Source organism: Pseudomonas sp. PDM17 (assembly GCF_014851985.1).
Lineage (GTDB): Bacteria > Pseudomonadota > Gammaproteobacteria > Pseudomonadales > Pseudomonadaceae > Pseudomonas.
Window position 1 is genome coordinate 146,549 of sequence record NZ_JACVAT010000006.1, and the last position, 23,495, is coordinate 170,043.

At 64.9% G+C, this 23,495-nt stretch carries 18 protein-coding genes and 4 tRNA genes; 8 read left to right on the plus strand and 14 right to left on the minus strand.

The features are described 5' to 3' along the window. Positions 1–138 precede the first annotated feature (138 nt). The 5 genes from wecB to IB256_RS21830 all read left to right on the plus strand — a co-directional run bounded on the left by wecB (position 139) and on the right by IB256_RS21830 (position 8,682). Positions 139–1,293, plus strand: coding sequence for a non-hydrolyzing UDP-N-acetylglucosamine 2-epimerase (gene wecB, locus IB256_RS21810; protein ID WP_192289224.1), 1,155 nt, complete (start codon positions 139–141; stop codon positions 1,291–1,293). After that, entirely contained in the window at positions 1,290–3,464 is a 2,175-nt protein-coding gene (gene nrfB, locus IB256_RS21815; RefSeq protein WP_192289226.1) for a cyclic di-3',5'-guanylate-activated glycosyltransferase NrfB, read from the plus strand. Before wecB ends, nrfB begins: the two co-directional genes overlap by 4 nt. Continuing rightward, positions 3,461–6,646 (plus strand): NfrA family protein, encoded by a 3,186-nt coding sequence (locus IB256_RS21820; RefSeq protein WP_192404050.1) that lies wholly within the window; start codon positions 3,461–3,463, stop codon positions 6,644–6,646. Before nrfB ends, IB256_RS21820 begins: the two co-directional genes overlap by 4 nt. Then, positions 6,646–7,518 (plus strand): DUF4434 family protein, encoded by an 873-nt coding sequence (locus IB256_RS21825; RefSeq protein ID WP_192289230.1) that lies wholly within the window; start codon positions 6,646–6,648, stop codon positions 7,516–7,518. Before IB256_RS21820 ends, IB256_RS21825 begins: the two co-directional genes overlap by 1 nt. 96 nt (positions 7,519–7,614) lie before the next feature. After that, positions 7,615–8,682 carry a sensor domain-containing diguanylate cyclase gene (locus IB256_RS21830; RefSeq protein ID WP_081517996.1) on the plus strand — a complete coding sequence of 356 codons (1,068 nt, stop codon included), beginning with the start codon at positions 7,615–7,617 and terminating at the stop codon, positions 8,680–8,682. A gap of 53 nt (positions 8,683–8,735) precedes the next feature. On the opposite strand, the gene IB256_RS21835 is transcribed toward IB256_RS21830, so the two are convergent. Further along, positions 8,736–8,812, minus strand: a tRNA-Arg gene (locus tag IB256_RS21835). Positions 8,813–8,904: 92 nt separating this feature from the next. On the opposite strand from IB256_RS21835, the gene IB256_RS21840 reads away from it, so the two are divergent. After that, positions 8,905–9,381 (plus strand): GNAT family N-acetyltransferase, encoded by a 477-nt coding sequence (locus IB256_RS21840; protein ID WP_081517983.1) that lies wholly within the window; start codon positions 8,905–8,907, stop codon positions 9,379–9,381. A gap of 2 nt (positions 9,382–9,383) precedes the next feature. On the opposite strand, the gene phnN is transcribed toward IB256_RS21840, so the two are convergent. Next, the gene (phnN, locus tag IB256_RS21845; protein WP_081517982.1) at positions 9,384–9,947 is read right to left on the minus strand and encodes a phosphonate metabolism protein/1,5-bisphosphokinase (PRPP-forming) PhnN; all 564 of its coding nucleotides are present in this window, start codon (positions 9,945–9,947) and stop codon (positions 9,384–9,386) included. Positions 9,948–10,434: 487 nt separating this feature from the next. On the opposite strand from phnN, the gene amrZ reads away from it, so the two are divergent. Beyond that, positions 10,435–10,767 carry a transcriptional regulator AmrZ gene (amrZ, locus tag IB256_RS21850; RefSeq protein WP_017517196.1) on the plus strand — a complete coding sequence of 111 codons (333 nt, stop codon included), beginning with the start codon at positions 10,435–10,437 and terminating at the stop codon, positions 10,765–10,767. Between the two features lie 125 nt (positions 10,768–10,892). On the opposite strand, the gene mgtE is transcribed toward amrZ, so the two are convergent. Beyond that, positions 10,893–12,335 (minus strand): magnesium transporter, encoded by a 1,443-nt coding sequence (gene mgtE, locus IB256_RS21855; protein ID WP_192404051.1) that lies wholly within the window; start codon positions 12,333–12,335, stop codon positions 10,893–10,895. Between the two features lie 322 nt (positions 12,336–12,657). On the opposite strand from mgtE, the gene bamE reads away from it, so the two are divergent. Further along, on the plus strand, positions 12,658–13,185 hold the full coding sequence (gene bamE, locus IB256_RS21860; protein WP_192289235.1) for an outer membrane protein assembly factor BamE: 528 nt from the start codon (positions 12,658–12,660) through the stop codon (positions 13,183–13,185). An 83-nt stretch (positions 13,186–13,268) separates the two neighbouring features. Here the strand turns inward: bamE and IB256_RS21865 are convergent. The 11 genes from IB256_RS21865 to astD form a co-directional block, all read right to left on the minus strand. Next, a tRNA-Arg gene (locus IB256_RS21865) sits at positions 13,269–13,345 on the minus strand. Positions 13,346–13,443: 98 nt separating this feature from the next. Next, positions 13,444–13,520, minus strand: a tRNA-Arg gene (locus IB256_RS21870). A 110-nt stretch (positions 13,521–13,630) separates the two neighbouring features. Further along, a tRNA-Ser gene (locus tag IB256_RS21875) sits at positions 13,631–13,721 on the minus strand. Positions 13,722–13,781: 60 nt separating this feature from the next. Further along, positions 13,782–13,967: a carbon storage regulator CsrA gene (csrA, locus tag IB256_RS21880; protein WP_003085981.1), complete on the minus strand. Its 186-nt coding sequence runs from the start codon at positions 13,965–13,967 to the stop codon at positions 13,782–13,784. A 186-nt stretch (positions 13,968–14,153) separates the two neighbouring features. Continuing rightward, on the minus strand, positions 14,154–15,389 hold the full coding sequence (locus tag IB256_RS21885) for an aspartate kinase (RefSeq protein ID WP_081517979.1): 1,236 nt from the start codon (positions 15,387–15,389) through the stop codon (positions 14,154–14,156). Between the two features lie 101 nt (positions 15,390–15,490). Further along, a complete protein-coding gene (gene alaS, locus IB256_RS21890; RefSeq protein ID WP_192289237.1) occupies positions 15,491–18,115 on the minus strand; it encodes an alanine--tRNA ligase in 2,625 nt (874 codons plus the stop codon). A 121-nt stretch (positions 18,116–18,236) separates the two neighbouring features. Further along, positions 18,237–19,241 (minus strand): low-specificity L-threonine aldolase, encoded by a 1,005-nt coding sequence (ltaE, locus tag IB256_RS21895; RefSeq protein WP_192404052.1) that lies wholly within the window; start codon positions 19,239–19,241, stop codon positions 18,237–18,239. Between the two features lie 92 nt (positions 19,242–19,333). Next, on the minus strand, positions 19,334–20,326 hold the full coding sequence (gene astE / locus IB256_RS21900; protein ID WP_192289242.1) for a succinylglutamate desuccinylase: 993 nt from the start codon (positions 20,324–20,326) through the stop codon (positions 19,334–19,336). A gap of 50 nt (positions 20,327–20,376) precedes the next feature. Further along, positions 20,377–20,658 carry a GTPase gene (locus IB256_RS21905; RefSeq protein WP_026078911.1) on the minus strand — a complete coding sequence of 94 codons (282 nt, stop codon included), beginning with the start codon at positions 20,656–20,658 and terminating at the stop codon, positions 20,377–20,379. A 9-nt stretch (positions 20,659–20,667) separates the two neighbouring features. Beyond that, the gene (gene astB / locus IB256_RS21910) at positions 20,668–22,014 is read right to left on the minus strand and encodes an N-succinylarginine dihydrolase (RefSeq protein ID WP_192404054.1); all 1,347 of its coding nucleotides are present in this window, start codon (positions 22,012–22,014) and stop codon (positions 20,668–20,670) included. Then, complete coding sequence (astD, locus tag IB256_RS21915) at positions 22,014–23,480, minus strand: succinylglutamate-semialdehyde dehydrogenase (RefSeq protein WP_192404056.1); 1,467 nt, start codon at positions 23,478–23,480, stop codon at positions 22,014–22,016. Before astD ends, astB begins: the two co-directional genes overlap by 1 nt. Between the last annotated feature and the right edge of the window lie 15 nt (positions 23,481–23,495).

The window sequence follows — 23,495 nt, forward strand, 5'->3', positions numbered from 1 at the left end:
CAATGTACCTGACCTGTATCACTGGCAACACCAGTTGTCGCTGGACAGCCCGGACTTGAGCGACTTTCATTGCCCTTGGAAAAATCCCACACGGAAAACCGAAGGCGGCCCCACAAGGGTGCGCCCAAGGAGCAATTGATGAAGTACAAAGTCACCATGGTTTTCGGAACCCGTCCGGAAGCCATCAAGATGGCCCCCCTCGCCCGCGTCCTCCGCCGTACCCCGGAAATCGAGCTGCGCATCTGCTCCACTGGCCAGCATCGCGAGATGCTACAGCAAGTGCTGAACTCCTTCGAACTCGAGGTGGATGAAGACCTCGACGTCATGACCCAGGGCCAGACGCTGAACAGCCTGTCCCTGCAGATGATGGGCAAGCTGGACGACAGCTACGACCGCCATCGCCCGGACATCGTGCTGGTCCACGGCGACACCACCACCAGCTTCATTGCCGCCCTCACCGCCTTCCACCGGCAGATCCCGGTCGGCCATGTCGAGGCCGGCCTGCGCACCGGCAACATCCACCAGCCCTGGCCGGAAGAAGCCAACCGCCGCCTCACGGCAGTGATCGCCGACCTGCACTTCCCGCCGACCAAGGCCTCGCGCGACAACCTGCTGCGCGAAGGGGTGAACATCGACCAGATCGAAGTCACCGGCAACACGGTGATCGACGCCCTGCTGTGGATGCGCGAGCACCTGCACGAGACCGGCTGGAAACCCGCCATCGACTCCCCCCTGGCCAAATTCACCGGGGACCGCCGGGTGGTACTGATCACCGGCCACCGCCGGGAAAACTTCGGCAAGGGTTTCGAGCGCATCTGCCTGGCCCTGGCCGAGCTTGGCCAGCGCTTCCCCGATGTGGACTTCGTCTACCCGGTGCACCTCAACCCGCAGGTGCAGAACGCCGTCTACGGCCTGCTCTCGGACAAGCCGAACATCCATCTGATCGCTCCGCAGGACTACCAGCACTTCGTCTGGCTGATGGACCGCGCGCACATCATCCTCACCGACTCGGGCGGCATCCAGGAAGAGGCCCCGGCGCTGGGTAAACCACTGCTGGTGTTGCGCCGTGTCACCGAGCGCCCGGCCGTGCTGGAAGGCGGCACCGTGGTGCTGGTGGGGACCAACACCGGGCGCATCGTCAGCGAAGCCAGCCACCTGCTGCGCGACGAGGAAGTCTACGAGCAGATGAGCCGGGTATTCAGCCCCTACGGCGACGGCCATGCCAGCGAGAAGATCGTCGCCCGGCTGCTCTCCTGGTTCGGTGAATCACGTACGCCAAGCGAGTTCGAATGAGCCTCGAACTGGTCGATATCCTCACCTACGTTCTCTATGCCCTGAAGTACCTGGCGATCATCCTCGCCGCGCTGATGTTCCTGCTCGGCCTGGATGACCTGTTCATCGACCTGGTGTACTGGGGCCGGGTACTGGTGCGCCGCTTCCGTATCTACAACCGCTTCGACCGGGCCGACGAGGAACGCCTCTTCGCCGCTCCGGAGAAGCCGCTGGCGATCATGGTGCCGGCCTGGAACGAGGTCGGCGTGGTGGGCGAGATGGCCCGCCTGGCCGCCTCTACCCTGGACTACGAGAACTACCAGATCTTCGTCGGCACCTACCCCAACGATCCACAGACCCAGGCGGACGTGGACGCGGTGTGCCTGCACTACCCCAACGTGCACAAGGTGGTCTGCGCGCGTCCCGGCCCCACCAGCAAGGCCGACTGCCTGAACAACATCATCGACGCCATTCTGCGCTTCGAGGCCGATGCCCGCATCGAATTCTCCGGCTTCATCCTGCATGACGCCGAAGACGTCATCTCGCCGCTGGAACTGCGCCTGTTCAACTACCTGCTGCCGGCCAAGGACCTGATCCAGATCCCGGTCTACCCCTACGCCCCGGAATGGACCGGCTTCACCGCCGGCCACTACGTCGACGAGTTCGCCGAGAACCACGGCAAGGATGTGCCGGTGCGCGAGGCGCTGACCGGCCAGGTACCCAGCGCCGGCGTCGGCACCTGCTTCAGCCGCCGCGCCATCGCCGCGCTGCTCGAAGACGGCGATGGCATCGCCTTCGATGTGCAGAGTCTCACCGAGGATTACGACATCGGCTTCCGCCTCAAGCAAAAGGGCATGAAGTGCATCTTCGCCCGCTACTCCATCACCGACCCGCAGCTGGCGCTCAAGAGCGACTGGGTGCCGGGCATGGACCGGCGCTTCTCCCAGGTCATCTGCGTGCGCGAACACTTCCCGCGCACCTGGCAGCACGCCATCCGGCAGAAATCCCGGTGGATTACCGGGATCGTCTTCCAGGGCACGCGCAACCTGGGCTGGAGCAGCAAGACCATGCTCAACTACTTCCTCTGGCGCGACCGCCGGGGGCTGATCGCCTACCTGCTGAGCTTCCTGGTCAACCTGCTGTTCCTGGTGCTGATCACCATGTGGCTGATCACCAGCCTGTCGCCCAACGCCTGGCGCTTCCCGTCGATCCTCGAAGGCAGCCAGTTGCTGGTGGTGCTGCTGTTCCTCAACGGCCTGATGCTGCTCAACCGGCTGTTCCAGCGCTTCTGGTTCGTCACTCGTTTCTACGGCATCTTCGAGGGGCTGCTGTCGGCGCCGCGGATGATGTGGAGCAACTTCGTCAACTTCTTCGCCAACCTGCGCGCGCTCAAGCAGGTGATGGAGATGGGCGATTCACGCCGGGTCGCCTGGGACAAGACCACCCATGAATTCCCCGCCCTCGCCGGCCCGCAGCGCACGCCACTGGGCCAGCGCCTGGTCGCGCAGAGCCTGATCACCGAAGAGCAGCTGCAATCGGCACTGACCAGCCCGGTCCGTCGCCGCCTGGGCCGCGAGTTGCTGCTGCGCGAACTGATCACCAGCACCCAGCTGGTCGAAACCCTGGCCGAAGAGCTGGGCGAGGAATGGGCGCCGCTCAACCCCTTCACCCTCGACGAGAAGCTCATCGAAGCGCTGCCGCGCAAGCTCGCGCTGCGCTATGCGGTACTGCCGGTGGCCCTCGAGGGCGACACCCTAGTGCTGGCCAGCGAGCAGCAGATCAGCCAGGTGTCCCTCGGCGCCATCAGCCGCCAGCTCAAGCGCCCGGTGCGCGGTCGCCTGGCTCCCCAGGGACGCGTCACCCTCGGCTTGCGCCACTGGTACGGAGGCCGCAACCAGACCGACGAAACCCGCGCCATCATCGACGCACTCCGTCAGCGCCAGGGCGACGAGTCGCTGATGGAACGCTTGTGCGGGCACGTGGTGATGTTCGGCACCCTGCTACAGGTACGCGGGATGGTCCCGCCAAGCCTGTTCAATCAGGCCCTGATCGATTTCGATCCCGAGCAGGACTCCCTCGGCGAACACCTGATCAAGCGCGGCATGATCACCCAGCAGGTGCTCGAGGAAGCGCTCAAGGAACAGGCCAGCGAACAGCACGAGGCCTATCGCATTGCCCGGGAGGCCGAGTGAAACCGCAACAACCCCTGCTTTACGGCCTGATCCTGGCCAGCATCGCCGCCCCGCTGGCGCAGGCCGCCGATGACCAGCTCACGGAGTTCCAGCGCTTCCGCAGCTTCCCCTACCTCGACAAGGGCTACAAGGAAGCGAAGAAGAGCAACTGGGCGGAAGTCGAACGCCTGATGCGCCACTTGCTCGACCGCGTTCCGAACAACACCGAGGCGCGCGCCCTGCTGATCCAGTCCCTGGCCAAGCAGCAGCGTTTCGACGACGCCGAGAAGGAAGCCCAGGCACTGGCCGGCACCGATGCCGGCGCGCAGGCCCTGACCGAATTGCGCCTGGACCTGATCGAGAACGGCCCGCCCCCCGAAGCCCAGATCAACCAGTGGCTGGCCCACACCAGCAGCGCCAACGAGCGTGTGCGCCTGTGGCAGGCCTACAGCCTCAAGCTCGGCCAGACCCAGGGTGCCGCCAAGGCGCTGGAATGGCTCGGTACCGTACCGCCGGGCAGCGATGGCCGCGTGCTGCGCGAGGCCCGCGCCAACTGGGCCGAACAACTGCGTGACTGGGACACCACCATCGCCCAGCTGGCTCCGCTGGCCGCCGCTCACCAACTCTCCGCCGATGACTGGCGCCGCCTGGCCAACGCCTACGCCCAGCGCCTGGAAGAAAAGCCGCTGGAGGAGCTGATCCAGCAGGCGCCCGACGCCAACGCCGCGCGCCAGGCAAGACTGGCGATCATCGACCGCGCCATCGCCGTCGAGCAGACCGAAGTGGCCAAGCGCTGGTTGCTCACCCTGCCGGAACAGGACCGCAACGACCCGACACGCCAGGCGCAACTGCTGGAGGTCGCCCGCGACAGCGCTGACGCCCCGCTGGTGACCAAGCTCAGTGACCAGCAGAACCGTCCCTGCCTGGAAACCACCGAATGGCTGTCGCGCCACGACCAGGCGGAGGCATTGGCGAAGCTGCAGCAGTGCAAGCCGGCTGACGATCCGAAGACCTGGCTGGTGCTGGCCCAGCGCCTGGACGCCACCGACCTGCTGGAGAACACCCGGCTGCCCGAACCCTGGGACACCGCCCGGCGCGACCAACTGGTGGACTCCTGGCGGCGCCAAGGGCGCACCGATCTGGCTCTGGCCTGGCTATCGCGCCAGCCACAGACGCCCGACACGGTGCGCCAGCGCGCCGAGCTACTGCAGGCCCGCGGCCGCACCGGCGAAGCGGCGGCACTGTGGGAGCAGCGCTATCGCCAGACCGGTGACCTCAAGGCGCTGGATCAGGCCAGCTACCTCGCCCTCAACGCCGGGCGCACCGAGCGCGCCAAGCAACTGCTGGAGAGCGCCTACGACCGCCGCGGCGGCAACCTGCCGCCCACGCTGCTGCAGCGCCTGGCCGGCATCCACGCACGCAGTGACACGCCTCTGGACGTCGCGCGCATCGAAGCCCTGTTGCCCAAAGCCGACCCGGTCTCGCGCGGCTACCTGCTCGGCCGCCTCGCCGAAGCCGGGCGCTGCGACGCCCTGCAACGCTACCTGAGCCCGAACTCCAACACCCCCGGCGAGCTGCGCGCCCTCGGCCGCTGTTCCATGCCCGCGCGGCCCGGCGAAGCGGTGGTCTACTACCAGGCCGCGATCGCCCACGGCGACAAGCAAAGCCAGCTGCCACTGGCCTATGCGCTGGAAGCCGCCGGCGATCCGGCCGGTGCGCTGCGCATCTTCAACGCCCTGCCCGCCAGCGAACTCAACGACAACGCCCGTCTCACCGCCAGCCGCGCCGCGTTGCTCACCAACGACAATGCCGGCGCCGAGCGCTACTGGCAGCAGGCGAAGAAAGGCAGCGCGGACGACTGGGCACTGGGCGCCAACATCGCCGACGCCCGCGGCGATTACCCCGAAGCCCTTTCGCGGCACCGCGAGGCCCTGCAGCACCAGCCCAACGGCCAGCACTTCTACAACGCCGCCGGCAGTGCACAGAAGGCCGGGGACACGCAGCAGAGCAAACTCTGGCTGGCCGAGGCGGTACGCCGCGAACCGAACAATCCGCGCTTCCGTGCCGACTACGGCATGCGCCTGGCCGGCACCGACACCCCGGAAGAACGCCGCACCGCGATCCCCTACCTGGAGCGCGCCACCCGCGATTACCCCGAGGACTTCCGCCTGGGCGAAACCCTCGCCTGGCGCTATGACGAAGCCGAGGACAGCTTCGCCGCCCGCCGCGAGCTGCGCCGGGTGATCGACCTGGAACAGGACCCGGTCGCCGCCGATGACGAGTACGGCAGCCTCGAAGCCCGCCGCTTCCGCCAGCGCCGCGCACACCAGGTCATGTCCCAGCGCGACAACCTGACCATCGCCAGCACCTGGTCGCCTGCCGGCGTCACCACGGTGCCGATCCTCAATGGCGACAACCAGACCGGCAACCGCCGCCGCGCGCAATCGCAGAACCTGCAGACCTTCATCTGGGACCACGCCCTGGGCGAGGAGCCGACCCGCAACGGCAGCACCCTCTCGGTCTACGGCCGGGCGATCGCCGGCAACGAAGGACGCAAGCAGTACACCCAGACCCTCGCCGCCGGCTTCGGCCTGCGCTACAAGCCCTTCGGCGACTACAACCTCAACCTCTACAGCGAGCTGTACAAGCAGAATACGGTGAACGACGACGGCGATTCCGACTACGCCTTCGACGGCATCCGTCTGCACGAGATCGGCACCCCCGAGAAGTTCGAGCGCTACGTGCGCCAGCGCGACAAGTACGGCCAGACCTCCACCGACTTCCTGCTGCGCGCCACCGCCTCCTTCCTCGACCAGGGCGAGTACCGCAACGACTGGCGCGTGGACGAGAGTGACTGGGACGAGCGCTTCCTTTACACCGACTTCGCCTGGTGGACCCACGCTGGCGACCATCAGTGGGTCTCGCGCTACCAGCAGGGCCACACCTGGAAGCTGCCGGTGGACTCGCCGCAGACGATCATGCCGTACGGCTTTGCCGAGTTCTCCGCGCAGGACCCGAGCAACGACTGGCGCCAGGACCTGCGCAGCGGCGTCGGCCTGCGCTGGCAGTACTGGTATGGCGAGGACCGCTACAACGCGTACCGCGCCCACGTCACCGTGCGCACCGAGTACCAACTGGGCATGGCGGGCAATCTCTATGAACAGGCCAACGGCTGGCTGGTGGGACTCGAGGTGAACTTCTGATGCGACGTCTGATTTTCACCCTGGCCCTGCTGTGTTCCACCGCGGCGCACGCCGATGAGCGCCTGTTCTACCAGCCGCTGAATGTCGATGCAGCGCTGAGCGACGCGCAGTGGCAGCAGATCTGGCGCGCCAGCGCGGCCCAGGGTACGAAGACCCTGATCGTGCAATGGACCGCCTATGGCGACTCCGACTTCGGCGGTGCCAACGGCTGGCTCGCGCGCTCCCTGAAAAGCGCCCACGACAATGGCCTGCAACTGGTCCTCGGGCTGTACATGGACCCAGCCTACTACCAGCGCCAGAGCGAGCTGGACACGCCCGGCCTGGAAGCCTACTGGCAGCATCAGCTGGGCCGCTCTCTGGCGCAGCAACGGCAGGTGGGCGAGCAGTGGAAACTGCCCGTCGCCGCCTGGTACCTGCCGATGGAACTGGACGACTGGCACTTCCAGGCCGTCGAACGCCGCCAGGCCTTGCAGCATCAGCTTAAGCACTTTGCCGGGCAGTTGAAGGCACCGCTGCAACTGAGCGCCTTCTCTGGTGGCAAGCTGGCGCCGCAGGTATACGGCGACTGGCTGGGGCAGATCGCCGGGCTCGGCGTGCAGGTCTGGTGGCAGGACGGTGCCGGCACTGGCGCGCTGCCCGAGCGCGTGCGCCAGGCTTACGCCGCCGCCCTGCCCTGCCCGGTCGGCATCGTCCGCGAAGCCTTCCGCCAGACCAGTGCCGCCGGCCAGCCTTTCCATGCCGAACCTGCCTCGCCTTCCAGCGCGTCCACCGGCTGCCACGCCAGCGCCGTGTTCGAGGTGCGCTACCGGCCCTGGGGCAAGGCGCTGCTGGACAACCAGCGCGCGCATCCCAGCACCTCCGCAACGCCCTGAAACATCCCCCACCCGATGCCCGCCGCACGCTAGCGCGGTCGGCATCGGGTTCGGCTATTCTCGCGCGAGCGATCCCACACGCGCACAGGGCGGTTCATGTTCAAGACCATCGAGTCCGAGATACTCAAGCAAAGCGTCCCGGCCGGGATCAGGGCCGAATTCCTCCAGCACGATTTCGAGCGACTCCACGGGCTCAGCCTGCTGATCTTTGCCGTGAGCGCCGCCATGTGGCTGCTCTTCGATCTCATCGTCAGCTTCCAGGCCGGTCAGGGTTTCACCTATGTCTCGGTGCTCTTCCTCGGTGTGTTCTTCCTCATCACCGTGGTGGCCAGCTTCGTACGCAAGGCGATGCACTTCTACTGGCTCAACCTGGCCTTCGTCATCACCTTCAGCCTCGGCGCACGCCTGGTGATCGACGGCTTGCCGGAGCCACTGCGCCCTGCCTGGCTGGTGATCGCGGCCGCCACGGTGCTCTACAGTGCCACCGCGATGCCGCTGAACAATCTCGCCTTCTATTCCGTGCTGGTAGTGACCTGGACCTTCCTCAACCCGCTGCTGGGCGATGTGCCGGCCCTGGACGCGCGACGCAGCATGCTGGTCTGCTACCCGCTGTTCATCAGCGCGCTCTCGGTCTACATCTTCCACCACCTGAGCAAGGCCAAGCTGTACAACTACGCCATGGCCCGGCTGCTGCTGGATCAGGCCTACCTCGACGTGCTCACCGGCATCCCCAACCGCCGCTCCTTCATGACCCGCGTCGGCCAGCGCCTGGGAGGCGACGGCGAGCAGCGCTACCTGGTGATGATCGACATCGATCACTTCAAGCGGGTCAACGACACCTACGGGCATGACATCGGCGACGAAGTGCTGACCCGCGTCGCGCGCGCCATCCAGCATGAAATGCAGGACTTCGAATTCGCCCGCCTGGGCGGAGAGGAGTTCGGCCTGTACCTGTGGGGGATCAGCGTGGAGGAGGCTCAGTCGCGGGTCGAGCAGTTGCGCCGCGTGACCGCCGAGCTGCCCGGTACACCCAACGTCACCATCAGCCTGGGCCTGGCCCATCTCACCGCCGACGGCACCCTCAGCCAGGCGCTGATCAAGGCCGACCAGGCGCTGTACGACGCCAAGCACAACGGGCGCAACCGGGTGACCTTTTCGCCTTGATGGCCACCTCGGGCAGAAACGAAAAAGGCCCGCAGTTGCGGGCCTTGGCGTACTGGTGTCCCGGAGAGGGGTCGAACCTCCAACCTTCCCCTTAGGAGGGGGACGCTCTATCCAATTGAGCTACCGGGACAATCGGGTCGGCATGTTAACCACCGACAAGCGATTTGTCATGCCGCCGCCACCGTCGCGGTCCATAATTTCGCCGTCAGCCGGAGAATCACCATGACCACAGACGACGGCGCCCTGCCCGACTCCCCCTTCGCTACCTTCGATGTGCGCGTCGCCACGGCCGATGATGCGGCGGCCCTTGCTCCTCTGCTGCAACAACTGGGCACACGCGACCCGCTGCCCGACACCGCGTTGCTCGCCCTCGCCCTGAGCAACCAGCAGCCCTCGCGGGTAACGCTGATCGCCGAGCGCGACGGAGCCTTGCTCGGCACCTGCACGCTGCACCTGATCGAACACATCGCCCACGGTTTCGCCCGCTCGGCAATCCTCGAGGACATGGTGGTGGACAGCCGTGCACGCGGCCAGGGCATCGGCCAGGCGCTGATCGGCCGGGCCGTGGAATGGGCGCGGGACTGGAAGTGCTACAAGCTGGCGCTCTCCAGCCACCAGGACCGGGAAATGGCGCACCGTTTCTATGCGGCGATGGGCTTCGCGCCCCACGGCGTCAGCCTGTCGCTGAGCCTGGACTGACTTCAGCTGGCCTGGGCATCCGGCGGGGCGAGCAAGCCCAGCAGGTGGCCGACTGTCACATCCAGGGACACCGAGTTATCCAGCTCCACCAGCGGCCCGGGCAGACCATCGGCAAAGTGCGCATTGCGCGCCAGGCGCTCCTCGATTTCCACCAGCGTCTCCCGCCCGCGCTTGAGCAGGCGCTGTCGCAGCACCTCGGCATCGACCTTCAGCAGCACCGCGATCAGCTGCGGATAACGACGACGGGCCTCAGGCAGGTACTTGCGCGAACCATTGACCAGCACGTCGTGACCGGCAGCAAGCCAGTCATCTATCTCGCGGGGAATGCCGTAATGCAGGCCATTGGCGCGCCAGCTCATGGCAAAGGCGCCGGAGCGCTCCAGCTCGGCGAATTCGTCGATGCTCACCGACTGCGCCTCTTCACCCCGCGCCTCGGCTGACCGGGTGATGACGCGCCGGACGATCCGGCAATCCAACGCGGCCAGCGGAGCGCTGGCGGCCTGCAACACGCTGTCCTTGCCGGAGCCCGAAGGGCCCATCAGGAAAATCAGTCTGCCTGGGGTCATGAAACTCTCGGTGCGCCGGCGGCTCGGCGCTACTTCAATTCTGATCCGCGGGGCGGATAATACTCCGAGCCTTGTGCGATATCAGTGAAAACCCGATATCGACGCCCGCACGCCGCCACCGCTCCTGACTCTCCACCCAGCGCTGTGCCATCATGGCAATCCGCGACGAAGTGCCCTCATCAGGCTGCCCAACGGCAGGCAGGCGCACAGTACACATCGACTACGCTGACTGGAACGGGCACTTCGCCAGCTTTCCCTTCAATTCCCATCCAAAGAAGGGTCTGCCTAGGCGGTCTCATTTCGGACGATTGGTGCTGGCATTTAGCCTTCACCCGAGACACAATATGCCGAAGGTTTGACGTCAAGTTATTGGATATTTTTTCAAAAGCTTTGACGACGCGCTGAACGGCCACTGGAAATCGCTGTCAAAGGGCCTGAACGAACGCTGACCCATGGCATCGGCCTCCCTGACTTACAGGTTTAAAGTATGCGCCCATTGAAACAGGCAACCCCCACCTACTCCAGCCGTACCGCTGACAAGTTCGTCGTACGTCTGCCCGAAGGCATGCGTGAGCGTATCGCCGACGTCGCTCGCAGCCACCACCGCAGCATGAACTCCGAGATCATCGCGCGTCTCGAACAGAGCCTGCTGCAGGAAGGCGCCCTGCAGGACAACCTGGGCATTCGCCTGGACAGCCCGGAACTCAGCCTGCACGAGCGCGAACTGCTGCAGCGCTTCCGTCAGCTGACCCATCGTCAGCAGAACGCGCTGATCGCCCTGATCGCGCACGATGCCGAGATGGCACAGAACGACGCCTGATTCGTTCGCGCCACCCGAAACAGCCGGCCTCGAGCCGGCTTTTTCATGCCCGCGATTTACCGGTGCCGCATAACCACAGGCACAAAAAAGCCGCCTCGCGGGCGGCCTTTTCGGCAGAGCTGGCGTTACATCAGGAACAGCGTGGCCAGCCCGAGGAAGATGAAGAATCCGCCGCTGTCGGTCATGGCGGTGATCATCACGCTGGAGCCCATGGCCGGGTCGCGGCCCAGGCGCAGCAGCGTCATCGGGATCAGCACGCCCATCATCGCGGCGAGCAGCAGGTTGAGCGTCATGGCGCCTGTCATGACCGCACCCAGCTCCCAGTTGCCGTAAAGGTAGAAGGCAACCAGACCGATCACGCCACCCCATACCAGGCCGTTCACCAGCGCTACGCCCAGCTCCTTGCGCAGCAGGCGGTTGGCACTGCTGGTCTGGATCTGATCCAACGCCATGGCGCGGACAATCATGGTGATCGTCTGGTTACCGGAATTGCCGCCGATGCCGGCCACGATGGGCATCAGCGCGGCCAGCGCCACCAGCTTCTCGATGGAACCTTCGAACAGGCCGATCACCCGCGAGGCGATGAAGGCAGTGACCAGGTTGGTGGCCAGCCACGCCCAACGGTTGCCGACCGACTTCCAGACCGAGGCGAAGATGTCTTCTTCCTCGCGCAGACCGGCCATGTTCAGGACTTCGCTTTCGCTTTCCTCACGGATCAGGTCGACCATCTCATCGATGGTCAGACGGCCGATGAGCTTGCTGTTCTTGTCCACCACAGGGGCGGAAATCAGGTCGTAACGTTCGAACGCCTGGGCGGCGTCGTAGCCGTCCTCGTCGGGGGTGAAAGTCACCGGATCGGTAGCCATGACTTCAGCCACGTCCTTGTCCGGATCGTTCACCAGCAGGCGCTTGATCGGCAGCACACCCTTGAGCACGCCGTCGTAGTCGACCACGAAGAGCTTGTCGGTATGGCCCGGCAGCTCCTTCAGTCGACGCAGGTAGCGCAGCACCACTTCCAGGCTGACGTCGTCGCGGATGGTGACCATCTCGAAGTCCATCAGCGCGCCGACTTGGTCTTCCTCGTAGGACAGCGCCGAACGCACACGCTCGCGTTGCTGCTGGTCGAGGCTTTCCATCAGCTCGTGGACCACATCGCGCGGCAGTTCCGGCGCGAGGTCCGCGAGTTCGTCGGCGTCCATGTCCCTGGCCGCGGCGAGGATCTCGTGATCGTCCATGTCGGCGATCAGGGTTTCCCGCACGGAGTCGGAGACTTCGAGGAGGATGTCGCCGTCGCGCTCGGCCTTGACCAGCTGCCAGACCGTCAGGCGGTCATCCAGCGGAAGGGATTCGAGAATGTGGGCGATGTCGGCCGGGTGCAACTCTTCCAGCTTGCGCTGGAGTTCCGCCAGGTTCTGGCGATGCACGAGGTTTTCGACGAGGTCTTGATGCTGGCCTTCCTGACGGTGCGTCAGGTCTTCCACCAGCTTGTGCTTGTGCAGCAGGTCGACCACCTGGTTGAGGCGGTCCTGCAGGCTTTCCTGCGGCTTCTTGGCTTCTACTTCGGTCATAGCACGCTCCACCCCCAGTGGCAGAACGGGCCAGAGGGGATCAATACATCAGGTCGTGTGTACGCAATCGGGGTTCTGAGTAACTACTGGGTAAGTCCATGGTGGTGTCCCATGCGCCCATCGAGGGCAGATGCGGGAAATGATAACACTCCGGGGTGTATTAGGCGTTACAAAATGGCGGCCAGAACAATCGCTTGCGGGCGAAAGTTCACTGGCGAATCACTGCCCGGTTCGACGCCCGAAAGCTCCCACAGGACACCCGGCTCCGACTGACAATTTCCACTCCTAGGCTGCAGGCAGGCCCGCCATCACGGAGGAAACCATGCGCCTGCCCGCCCTGCTCTGCTCACTCCTGATTCCACTGGTTCCGACCAGCGAGGCGACCTCGGTGTTCCGCTGCACTGCGGCCGACGGCAGCGTGCTGTTCAGTCAGTATGGCTGCCCCGTGGAAAGGCAGCAGGAAATCCAGGAAGCGAACAACCCCACGCCCGGCAGCGGCGAGCCGGTGCCGATGGCGATCCCGCAAGAGTCCGCCCCACAGAAGCCGCTGGTGCGCAGCAAAGGTCAGGGCAAAAAGGACGCCGAGCGAGAGTCCGTCGTGGTCGTTGGCGAACAGCAGAATGGCTGCGGCAATCGCGTCACTGGCAGCGCACGGCGCAAGGCGATCATCGAAGGGCGAGTGAGGACCGGAATGACCCGCAGCGACGTGGAGAGCGCCCTGGGGAGGCCCGACAGGACCAGCCAGCACAACGAGACGTTGCGCTACCACTACGAGGCGGACAAGAAGCACGGCGCACGTACCGTGACCTTTGACGAGGATGGTTGCGTGATGGGCAAGGCGAAGCGCTGATTACGCCGCCCAATGCTTTTCGAATGGAAAGTTTTTTGAAGGCAAAGAAAAAGGGCCTGCATTACTGCAGGCCCTTTTGTATATGGCGCACTCAGGAGGATTCGAACCTCCGACCGCTCGGTTCGTAGCCGAGTACTCTATCCAGCTGAGCTATGAGTGCGTCGTTGGCAAAGTTTAACCAGATTCACCAACTGGTTGCAGCTAATGGCTTTTCAGCCCTTTCGCCACTGAAGCCCCGCTTTCGCGTTGCCTCTTATATGGCGCACTCAGGAGGATTCGAACCTCCGACCGCTCGGTTCGTAGCCGAGTACTCTATCCAGCTGAGCTATGAGTGCGCTGATGAGGGCGCAAATTCTAGGGCGATTCTTCTGAGCTGTCAACAAGATTTTTTCAATCTTTTCAGTCACTTACGTAACCGGGCAACTCATCGCACCAGAGGATGCAATGGCGGAGAGGGGGGGATTCGAACCCCCGACACCCTTTTGAGGTGTACTCCCTTAGCAGGGGAGCGCCTTCGGCCACTCGGCCACCTCTCCGCAACACGGGGCGCATGATATCCATGTTTTCCCCGTTTGCAAAGAAAAATTTTAGAAAAATTAATGGTTTGGTTCTTGGTCTTTCTCTTTCTGGATGCGCTGGTAGATTTCCTCACGGTGCACGGCAACTTCCTTCGGCGCATTCACACCGATACGCACCTGATTGCCTTTGACGCCCAGTACAGTCACGGTGACGTCATCACCGACCATCAGGGTCTCTCCGACCCGGCGTGTCAGAATCAGCATTCCTTTCTCCTTACGTGTTACGGGATAAGCAGTCTGCAAAAAAAGAAATGGTGGCAGATTCGTATAGATCAAGTGCGCGAATCCTTCACCCAAGTATTGACCAGTCCTGCCGGAAAGAAAGTTCCTGTCAGACAGTCAAAAACGACAAAAGGCGCGGGGTAGCCGCGCCTTTCGGTATATCCCGCCTTACTCGCCCTGTCGGGCCGGGGCGTCGAGTTCGAAAGCGGTGTGCAGGGCACGGACCGCCAACTCGAGGTATTTCTCTTCGATGACCACGGAAACCTTGATTTCCGAGGTGGAGATCATCTGGATGTTGATGGTCTCCTTGGCCAGGGCTTCGAACATGCGGCTGGCGACACCGGCGTGAGACCGCATGCCGACACCGACGATGGAAACCTTGGCGATGTTGGTGTCGCCAGTGGCTTCGCGCGCACCGATGGTGGTGGCGGTCTGCTTGAGGATTTCCAGGGCGGCCTGGTAGTCGTTGCGGTGCACGGTGAAGGTGAAGTCGGTGGTGTTATCGTGCGCGACGTTCTGCACGATCATGTCGACTTCTACATTGGCGGCACTGATCGGGCCGAGAATCTTGAAAGCAACGCCGGGAGTATCCGGTACGCCACGGATGGTCAGCTTGGCTTCGTCGCGGTTAAAGGCGATGCCGGAGATGATCGGCTGTTCCATGGATTCCTCTTCATCAAGGGTAATGAGGGTGCCCGGACCCTCCTGGAAGCTGTGCAGCACGCGCAGCGGGACGTTGTACTTGCCGGCGAATTCCACCGAGCGGATCTGCAGCACCTTGGAACCGAGGCTGGCCATTTCCAGCATCTCTTCGAAGGTGATCTTGTCCAGGCGGCGCGCCTGCGGCACGACGCGCGGGTCGGTGGTGTAGACGCCATCGACGTCGGTATAGATCTGGCACTCATCGGCCTTCAGTGCCGCCGCCAGGGCTACGCCGGTGGTGTCGGAACCACCACGGCCGAGGGTAGTGATGTTGCCCTGCTCGTCCACACCCTGGAAGCCAGCGACCACGACTACACGACCGGCTTTCAGATCTGCGCGAATGTTCGCATCGTCGATGCTCAGGATACGCGCCTTGGTGTGGGAACTGTCGGTAAGGATACGGACTTGGTTACCGGTGTAGGAAACCGCCGGCACGCCGCGCTTCATCAGCGCCATGCTCAGCAGGGCGATGGTCACTTGCTCGCCGGTGGAGACCATCACATCCAGCTCGCGCGGAATCGGCTGGTCCATGATCTGTTTCGCCAGACCAATCAGGCGGTTGGTCTCGCCGCTCATGGCGGACACCACCACGACGATGTCGTCGCCCGCTTCACGGAATTTCTTCACCTTCTCGGCTACCTGCTCGATTCTCTCGACGGTGCCGACGGAGGTCCCTCCAAACTTCTGTACGATCAAAGCCATTTCAAAAGCCGCCTGATTCCTGAAGGGCGCCCATTAAACATGCATCACCGCATGCTGCCAAGGCCCGCCGGACGCGCTGCGGGCCCCGTATTTCAGGGCCTTTAGAGGCCCTGTTCGACAAACTTCACTGCCAGCGCCAGAGCTTCGTCCAGCTTGCCGGCATCGACGCCACCGCCCTGGGCCATGTCCGGGCGACCACCGCCCTTCCCGCCCACGGCCGCAGCGGCCTGCTTCATCAGATCGCCCGCTTTCAGCTTGGCGGTCAGGTCCTGGGTCACGCCGGCGACCAGCACGACCTTCTCTTCGAACACGCCGCCCAGCAGGATGACCCCGCTGCCCAGCTTGTTCTTCAACTGGTCGACCAGCGCCAGCAGCGCCTTGCCGTCCAGGCCGTCGAGACGCGAGGACAGCACCTTCACGCCACCGACTTCCACGGCGGAACCCGCCAGGTCGTCGCCGGCCGCGCTGGCGGCCTTGGCCTTGAGCTGCTCCAGTTCCTTCTCCAGCTGACGGTTGCGTTCGATCAGACCGGAGAGCTTGTCCAGCAGGTTGTCACGGCTGCCCTTGACCAGGCCGGCTGCCTCCTTGAGCTGCTCTTCGGCACCGTTGAGGTAGGCCAGCGCTGCGCCGCCGGTGACCGCCTCGATACGACGCACGCCGGAAGCCACACCGCCTTCGCTGGTGATCTTGAACAGGCCGATATCGCCGGTGCGGGACACGTGTGTACCGCCGCACAGCTCGACGGAGAACTTGCCGCCCATGCTCAGCACGCGCACCTGATCACCGTACTTCTCGCCGAACAGCGCCATGGCGCCCTTGTTCTTGGCGGACTCGATATCGGTCTCTTCGGTCTCGACCTCGGAGTTCTTGCGGATTTCGGCGTTGACGATGTCTTCCAGTTGCTTCAGCTGCTCGGGCTTGATCGCCTCGAAGTGGCTGAAGTCGAAGCGCAGGCGCTGGCTGTCGACCAGCGAGCCCTTCTGCTGGACGTGATCGCCCAGTACCTGGCGCAGCGCAGCGTGCAGCAGGTGGGTAGCGGAGTGGTTCAGCGCGGTGGCCTGGCGCACGCCAGGCGCGACCTCGGCCTTCACGGCAGCGCCAACGGTCAGGCTGCCCTGGGCAACCACGCCGTGGTGCAGGTGAGCGCCGCCAGCCTTGGTGGTGTCGCGCACGTCGAAGCGCACGCCTGCAGCCTCAAGGAAACCGCTGTCGCCAACCTGGCCGCCGGATTCGGCGTAGAACGGAGTCTGGTCGAGGACGACCACGCCCTCCTCGCCTTCACCCAACTGCTCGACGGCCTTGCCGTCCTTGAACAGGGCAATGATCTGGCCGGCGCCGGAAACGCCCTGGTAGCCGAGGAAGCGGGTGTCGCCATCCACTTTCACCAGGCTGTTGTAGTCCATGCCGAAGGCGCTGGCGGAGCGGGCACGCTCGCGCTGGGCCTCCATCTCGCGCTCGAAGCCTTCCTCGTCGAGGGTCAGGCTGCGCTCGCGGGCGATGTCGTTGGTCAGGTCCACCGGGAAGCCGTAGGTGTCGTACAGCTTGAACACCACGTTGCCGGGGATGACGCTGCCCTTGAGCTCGGACAGGTCCTGCTCGAGGATCTTCAGACCCTGCTCCAGGGTCTTGGCAAACTGCTCTTCCTCGGTCTTCAGCACGCGCTCGATGTGCGCCTGCTGCTGCTTGAGCTCGACGAAGGCCTCGCCCATCTCGCCGACGAGGGCGGAGACGATCTTGTGGAAGAAGGTGCCCTTGGCGCCCAGCTTGTTACCGTGGCGGCAGGCGCGACGGATGATGCGGCGCAGCACATAGCCACGACCTTCGTTGGACGGCAGCACGCCGTCGGCGATCAGGAAACCGCAGGAACGGATGTGGTCGGCAACCACTTTCAGCGACGGTGCGTCGTCGTTGGCGCAGCCGATGGCGTCGGCCGAAGCCTTCAGCAGGCTCTGGAACAGGTCGATCTCGTAGTTCGAGTGGACGTGCTGCAGCACGGCGCTGATGCGCTCAAGGCCCATGCCGGTGTCCACGCTCGGCGCCGGCAGCGGGTGCATGACGCCGTCCGCGGTGCGGTTGAACTGCATGAAGACGTTGTTCCAGATCTCGATGTAGCGGTCGCCGTCTTCTTCCGGCGAGCCGGGCGGGCCGCCCCAGATGTCGGCGCCGTGGTCGAAGAAGATCTCGGTGCACGGGCCGCACGGACCGGTGTCGCCCATCGCCCAGAAGTTGTCCGATGCGTAGGGAGCGCCCTTGTTGTCGCCGATGCGGACCATGCGCTCGGCGGGAATGCCGACTTCCTGGGTCCAGATGTCGTACGCCTCGTCATCGCTGGCGTAGACGGTGACCCAGAGCTTTTCCTTGGGCAGGTTCAGCCATTTGTCCGAGGTCAGGAATTCCCAGGCGTAGGTGATGGCGTCGCGCTTGAAATAGTCGCCGAAGCTGAAGTTGCCCAGCATTTCGAAGAAGGTGTGGTGGCGCGCGGTGTAACCGACGTTTTCCAGGTCGTTGTGCTTGCCGCCGGCACGCACGCACTTCTGGCTGGTGGTGGCGCGGGTGTAGGCGCGCTTTTCCAGGCCCAGGAAGCAATCCTTGAACTGGTTCATGCCTGCGTTGGTGAACAGCAGGGTCGGGTCGTTCGCGGGGATCAGCGAACTGGACGCTACGCGGGTGTGCCCCTTCTCTTCGAAGAAGCGGAGGAAGGCTTCACGGATTTCAGCGCTTTTCATAGGTTCTTCCACGGAAAAATGCGGCCACGAATCGCCGGCAAAGGGCCGCATTATATCGGCCCCGCATCAAGGTTGTAGTGTCTTTGCGCGATAGTTAACCCCTATCGCGCAATAATTTCTGTCAGGAACGACGAAAGGCGGCAAAAGCTTCGACGATACGCGGGATATCGGCGCTTTTCACATCGAGGTGGGTGACCAGTCGCAGGCGCGCCGCCGGGCTGACACGAATGCCATGTTTGGCCAAGTGCTCACCCAGCGCGCCGGCCTGCTCGCCGATGCCGACGTAGACCATGTTGGTCTGCACCGGCTCGATGGCATAGCCCAGTTCCGCCAGGCCACGGCCCAGCGCTTCGGCGTTGGCGTGGTCCTCGGCCAGGCGCTCGACCTGATGGTCCAGCGCATACAGTGCCGCCGCAGCCAGACCGCCAGCCTGGCGCATGCCGCCGCCAACCATCTTGCGCAGGCGACGCGCGCGGCCGATCAGCTCGGCATCGCCGCAGAGCACCGACCCCACCGGCGCACCAAGGCCCTTGGACAGGCACACCGAGACGGAGTCGAAGTGGCGGGTGATCTCGCCGGCATCCACGCCCAGCTTCACTGCCGCGTTGTACAGGCGCGCGCCGTCCAGGTGCAGCGCCAGGCCACGGCGGCGAGTCATTTCCCGTGCAGCGGCCAGGTAGGTCAGCGGCAGGACCTTGCCCTGCATGGTGTTTTCCAGCGCCAGCAGGCGAGTGCGGGCGAAGTGGAAATCGTCCTGCTTGATCGCCGCCTCGACCTTGGCCAGGTCCAGCGAGCCGTCGGCTTCGCCATCGATGGGCTGTGGCTGGATCGAGCCCAGGACCGCAGCGCCGCCGCCTTCATATTTATAGGTGTGCGCCTGCTGGCCGACGATGTACTCATCGCCCCGGCCGCAGTGAGCCATCAGGCCGAGCAGGTTGCTCATGGTGCCAGTGGGCACGAACAGCGCGGAGGCGAAGCCCAGGCGCTCGGCCAGGGACGCTTCCAGACGGTTCACCGTCGGGTCTTCGCCGTAGACGTCATCGCCCAGTTCGGCCCGCGCCATCGCCTCGCGCATGCCGGCGGTGGGCAGGGTCACGGTGTCGCTGCGAAGGTCGATGATGGACATGGCAAGGCTCCTCGGGCATCAGGCGGAAAGGGCCGATGCTAAGCGCTCGCCAGAGGGGAAACAAGGCGCGCGATGGGCGCGCGCCGGGGAGATCAAAGCTCGGTGGGAATGACCAGGATGCCGGCGCGCAGGCCGTTCTTCACCCGCGGGTTGGGGAAGATGATCCGCGCGCCCTGCTCTTCCACGATCCAGCGGGTGCCGCCGATGTCCTCGGCGAGCAGGAAGCCGTGATCCAGCTCGGTGAAATTGTCCACCGCATCGTCCAGATGCAGGCGGAAGTGATCACTGTGCTTGATCACTTCGCGGGAGACCGCGAACAGTTGCAGGCCGTCGATCTGCGCGCCGCCCGCCTCCTGGCCGCTGATCACGCCCTGCAGCATCGCTTCGAGGCGATCCAGGTTCACCGCCTGGTTCTGGCCGAACGGCCGCGCCTTGCCCAGTTCCAGGGTGAACGCCTCGGCGCCCAGCTGGCTGTAGGTGTAGGCGCTGAAAGTGATGCCCGGCTTGCTTTGCAGCAGCACCGCATCGATGCCGGCACTGCGCAGGCGCGCCAGCTCGTCGCGGGAGTGCTCGCGGCCGCTGGCCCAGGGGTAGAGCGCGAACTGCTCGATCTTCGAGCCCCGGATGGCCGTGTGCAGGTCGTAGTGCAGACGCGGGCGGCCCTCGCGGGCGAAGAACGCGGCAGCCAGACGCTCCAGCTCTGACGCCCGCAGCGCTTCGTTGCCGCTGCCCTCCTCGTGGCGACCGCAGAACAGGCGGTTGATGTCCTGCTCCAGGTAACGCTCGCCACGGCGCATGGCCTCGGGATTGCCGAGCAGGAACAGCACCCGCGACGCCGGCTTCAGCTCGCCACGGGCGATGCGGTGTACCAGGCGGTCGAGCAGTTCGATGGGGGCCGTCTCGTTGCCGTGGATACCCGCCGAGAGCAGCAGGTCGCGGCCATTGTCGCGCGCCACCGGCGGAGTGACTTCGAGGGCGCCTTCAGCCAGCCAGTGCAGACGGGTACCGTCCGCGGTGAGCTGAATCTTTTCCGTCGGCTCACGGCCGGCGAGGGTCAGTTCGAGCAGTTTGCCCAGAGCTAGCATGCGGACGCCTCCATCATTCCCCGCGGCCGGAGCGGCCGCAGACTCCGCGATCAGTGGTGATGGTCACATCCACAGTCTGGACCATGTTCGTGGACTTCGGCGGCTTCCAGCTCAAGGCTCAGGCCCAACTGGTTCACCGCCTGCGGGCGCACCACCAGCAGCGGGATCTCGGCGTCGTCCTCATGGGAGTCGGCGTAGATCGTAAGGCCGCCCTTGCCATCGGCCTCCAGCCACAGCTCGCGCCCTTCCAGGCGGATGGCCAGGCGCGCGGTGTGGGTTTCGCGGCGCTCGCCCTTGTTGTCTTCGAGAATCAGCGGGAGGCTTTCGGTCATGTCAGTTACTCAAATCTGCTGGAAGGGATAAACCGAGCCCAGTTTAAGGATCTGGCTCAATTCATCCAACGCCGTCCGGCACTCGACGAGCAGTTGCGGATCGGCCAGGTCGGTTTCGGCCAGTCGATCGCGGTAGTGCTTGTCGACCCAGGTGACCAGGGTGTCGTGCAGGGTCGGGGTCATGATCACGCCCGGATTGACCGCGGCCAGCTCGGCGTCGCTGAGCGCCACGCGCAGGCGCAGGCAAGCGGGGCCGCCGCCGTTCTGCATGCTCTGCTTGAGATCGAACACCTTCACCTCGCGGATCGGGCCGTCCTCGGCGGTCAGGCGCGAGAGGTATTGCCAGACGCGCTCGTTCTTGCGGCACTCCTCCGGGACGATCAGCAGCATGTTGCCATCGGCGCGCGTGAGCAACTGGCTGTTGAACAGGTAGGACTTCACCGCGTCCTCGACAGTCACCTGGTCGCGCGGCACGCACACGGCGCGGAAGCGACCGCCACGGCGCCCCAGCTTGTCGTGCAACTCGGCAAGCACGCGCTCGGTGTCAAGGAAGGCGTCTTCGTGGTGGAACAGCACTTCGCCGTTGCCGACCGCAATGACGTCGTTGTGGAACACGCCCTGGTCGATTACCGCCGGGTTCTGCTGGGCGTAGACCACGCCGTCGTCGCTCAGGCCGTGCAGGCGGGCGACCGCCTGGCAGGCTTCCAGGGTCTGCCGCGCCGGGTAGCGCTGCGGCGCCGGGAAGCGGCTGTCGAAGGCGCTGCGACCGAACACGAAGAACTCGACGCCAGCTTCGCCATAGGACTTGCAGAAGCGCGTGTGGTTGGCCGCGCCCTCGTCGCCGAACTGGGCGACTGCCGGCAGCGCGGCGTGGTGGGCGAAGTGCTGCTCGTCATTGAACATCGCCGCAAGGATGCGGCTGGTCTGCGGGTGCTCGATGGAACGGTGGAACTTGCAGTTCAGGTTGGCGGCGGTGAAGTGCACGCGGCCATCGGCCGTGTCGGCACCGGGGCTGACGGTGGCGGCGTTGGCGGTCCACATGCAGGACGCCGAGCTGACCGCAGCGAGCAGCGGCATGGCGTCTTTCGCTGCCTTGGCGATCACCTCGGCGTCGGTGCCGGAGAAGCCCAGGGCGCGCAGCGAGGCGACGGCAGGGCGTTCCTGCGGGGCGAACACGCCCTGCTTGAAGCCCATTTCCATCAGCGCCTTCATCTTCGACAGGCCCTGCTTCGCCGCTTCGCGCGGGTTGGAGGCCGCCTGGCTGTTGCTCTGCGAAGCCACGTTGCCGTAGGACAAGCCGCCGTAGTTGTGCGTCGGCCCGACCAGACCGTCGAAGTTCATCTCATAGGCGGTCATCACAGGCTCACTCCCGGAGTCAGGGTTGCAGGCAGGCTCAGGCTGTCGCTTTCCAGCGAGGCGACCGGGTACGCGCAGTAGTCGGCCGCGTAGTACGCGCTCGGGCGGTGGTTACCGGAGGCGCCGATACCGCCGAACGGCGCGCTGCTGGCGGCGCCGGTCAGCTGCTTGTTCCAGTTGACGATGCCGGCGCGGCTTTCGATGAGGAAGTCCTCGTAGCGCTCGCGGGAGTCCGACAGCAGGCCGGCAGCGAGGCCGTACTGGGTAGCGTTGGCTTCACGCACGGCGGCGTCGAAGTCGGCGTAGCGGATCACCTGCAGCAAGGGGCCGAAGAACTCTTCGTCCGGGCGCTCGCTGACGGCGGTCACGTCGAGGATGCCGGGAGTCAGCAGCGCGGCCGTGGCCAGCGGCTGGGTCATCGCCAGCAGCGGCCTGGCGCCCTTGGCCAGCAGTTGTTCCTGAGCCTTGATCAGATGCTCGGCGGCGGCCAGCGAGATCACCGAGCCCATGAAGGGCGCCGGTTGCTCATCGAAGGCGCCGACCTTGATGGTCGCGGCCACGGCCACCAGGCGCTCGATCAGCGCGTCGCCCCAGGCGCCCTGCGGCACCAGCAGGCGGCGGGCGCAGGTGCAGCGCTGGCCGGCGGAAATGAAGGCGGACTGGATGATGGTGTAGACAGCAGCATCCACGTCCTTCACTTCGTCGACGATCAGCGGGTTATTGCCGCCCATTTCCAGTGCCAGGATTTTCTGCGGGCGACCGCCGAACTGGCTGTGCAGCAGGTTACCGGTGCGGCTGGAGCCGGTGAAGAACAGGCCGTCGATGTCGTCGTTGCCAGCCAAGGCCACCCCAGTATCGCGGGCGCCCTGCACCAGGTTGATCACACCAGCGGGAATGCCCGACTCGATCCAGGCCTGCAGGGTCAGCTCGGCGACCTTCGGGGTCAGCTCGCTGGGCTTGAACACCACGGCATTGCCCGCCAGCAGGGCCGGCACGATGTGGCCGTTGGGCAGGTGGCCGGGGAAGTTGTATGGGCCGAACACGGCGACCACACCGTGAGGCTTGTGGCGCAGCACGGCAGTGGCGTCGGCCAGCGGGCCACTCTTTTCACCCGTGCGTTCACGGAAGGCCTGGACCGAAATGTTGACCTTGTTGACCATGCTGGTCACTTCGGTGGCGGCTTCCCACAGCGGCTTGCCGGTCTCCTCACCAATGGCGCGGGCCATTTCTTCGGAGCGGCCCTTGAGGGCAGCGGCGAAGCGCTCCAGCACGGCGATGCGCTCCTGCACCGGGCGACGGGCCCAGGCCGGGAAGGCATTGCGCGCGGCGGTGACGGCGGCGGCGACTTGCGACTCGGAAGCGGCACGGCCGGACCAGACCACGTTCTGGCTGACCGGGCACAGCGATTCCAGAGGCTCGCCTTCGCCCGCCAGCCACTGGCCGGCAATGTAGTGGGTATTCATCATCAGGCTCCCCTGACG

Excerpts from the sequence above, each read along its gene's own strand:
- amrZ (WP_017517196.1), top strand. The coding sequence starts at position 10,435 with ATGCGCCCATTGAAACAGGCAACCCCCACCTACTCCAGCCGTACCGCT.
- mgtE (WP_192404051.1), bottom strand. The coding sequence starts at position 12,335 with ATGACCGAAGTAGAAGCCAAGAAGCCGCAGGAAAGCCTGCAGGACCGC.
- ltaE (WP_192404052.1), bottom strand. The coding sequence starts at position 19,241 with ATGTCCATCATCGACCTTCGCAGCGACACCGTGACCCTGCCCACCGCC.
- IB256_RS21840 (WP_081517983.1), top strand. The coding sequence starts at position 8,905 with ATGACCACAGACGACGGCGCCCTGCCCGACTCCCCCTTCGCTACCTTC.
- astD (WP_192404056.1), bottom strand. The coding sequence starts at position 23,480 with ATGATGAATACCCACTACATTGCCGGCCAGTGGCTGGCGGGCGAAGGC.
- IB256_RS21885 (WP_081517979.1), bottom strand. The coding sequence starts at position 15,389 with ATGGCTTTGATCGTACAGAAGTTTGGAGGGACCTCCGTCGGCACCGTC.
- bamE (WP_192289235.1), top strand. The coding sequence starts at position 12,658 with ATGCGCCTGCCCGCCCTGCTCTGCTCACTCCTGATTCCACTGGTTCCG.
- IB256_RS21830 (WP_081517996.1), top strand. The coding sequence starts at position 7,615 with ATGTTCAAGACCATCGAGTCCGAGATACTCAAGCAAAGCGTCCCGGCC.
- nrfB (WP_192289226.1), top strand. The coding sequence starts at position 1,290 with ATGAGCCTCGAACTGGTCGATATCCTCACCTACGTTCTCTATGCCCTG.
- phnN (WP_081517982.1), bottom strand. The coding sequence starts at position 9,947 with ATGACCCCAGGCAGACTGATTTTCCTGATGGGCCCTTCGGGCTCCGGC.
- astB (WP_192404054.1), bottom strand. The coding sequence starts at position 22,014 with ATGACCGCCTATGAGATGAACTTCGACGGTCTGGTCGGGCCGACGCAC.
- alaS (WP_192289237.1), bottom strand. The coding sequence starts at position 18,115 with ATGAAAAGCGCTGAAATCCGTGAAGCCTTCCTCCGCTTCTTCGAAGAG.
- astE (WP_192289242.1), bottom strand. The coding sequence starts at position 20,326 with ATGCTAGCTCTGGGCAAACTGCTCGAACTGACCCTCGCCGGCCGTGAG.
- IB256_RS21825 (WP_192289230.1), top strand. The coding sequence starts at position 6,646 with ATGCGACGTCTGATTTTCACCCTGGCCCTGCTGTGTTCCACCGCGGCG.
- csrA (WP_003085981.1), bottom strand. The coding sequence starts at position 13,967 with ATGCTGATTCTGACACGCCGGGTCGGAGAGACCCTGATGGTCGGTGAT.
- IB256_RS21905 (WP_026078911.1), bottom strand. The coding sequence starts at position 20,658 with ATGACCGAAAGCCTCCCGCTGATTCTCGAAGACAACAAGGGCGAGCGC.
- wecB (WP_192289224.1), top strand. The coding sequence starts at position 139 with ATGAAGTACAAAGTCACCATGGTTTTCGGAACCCGTCCGGAAGCCATC.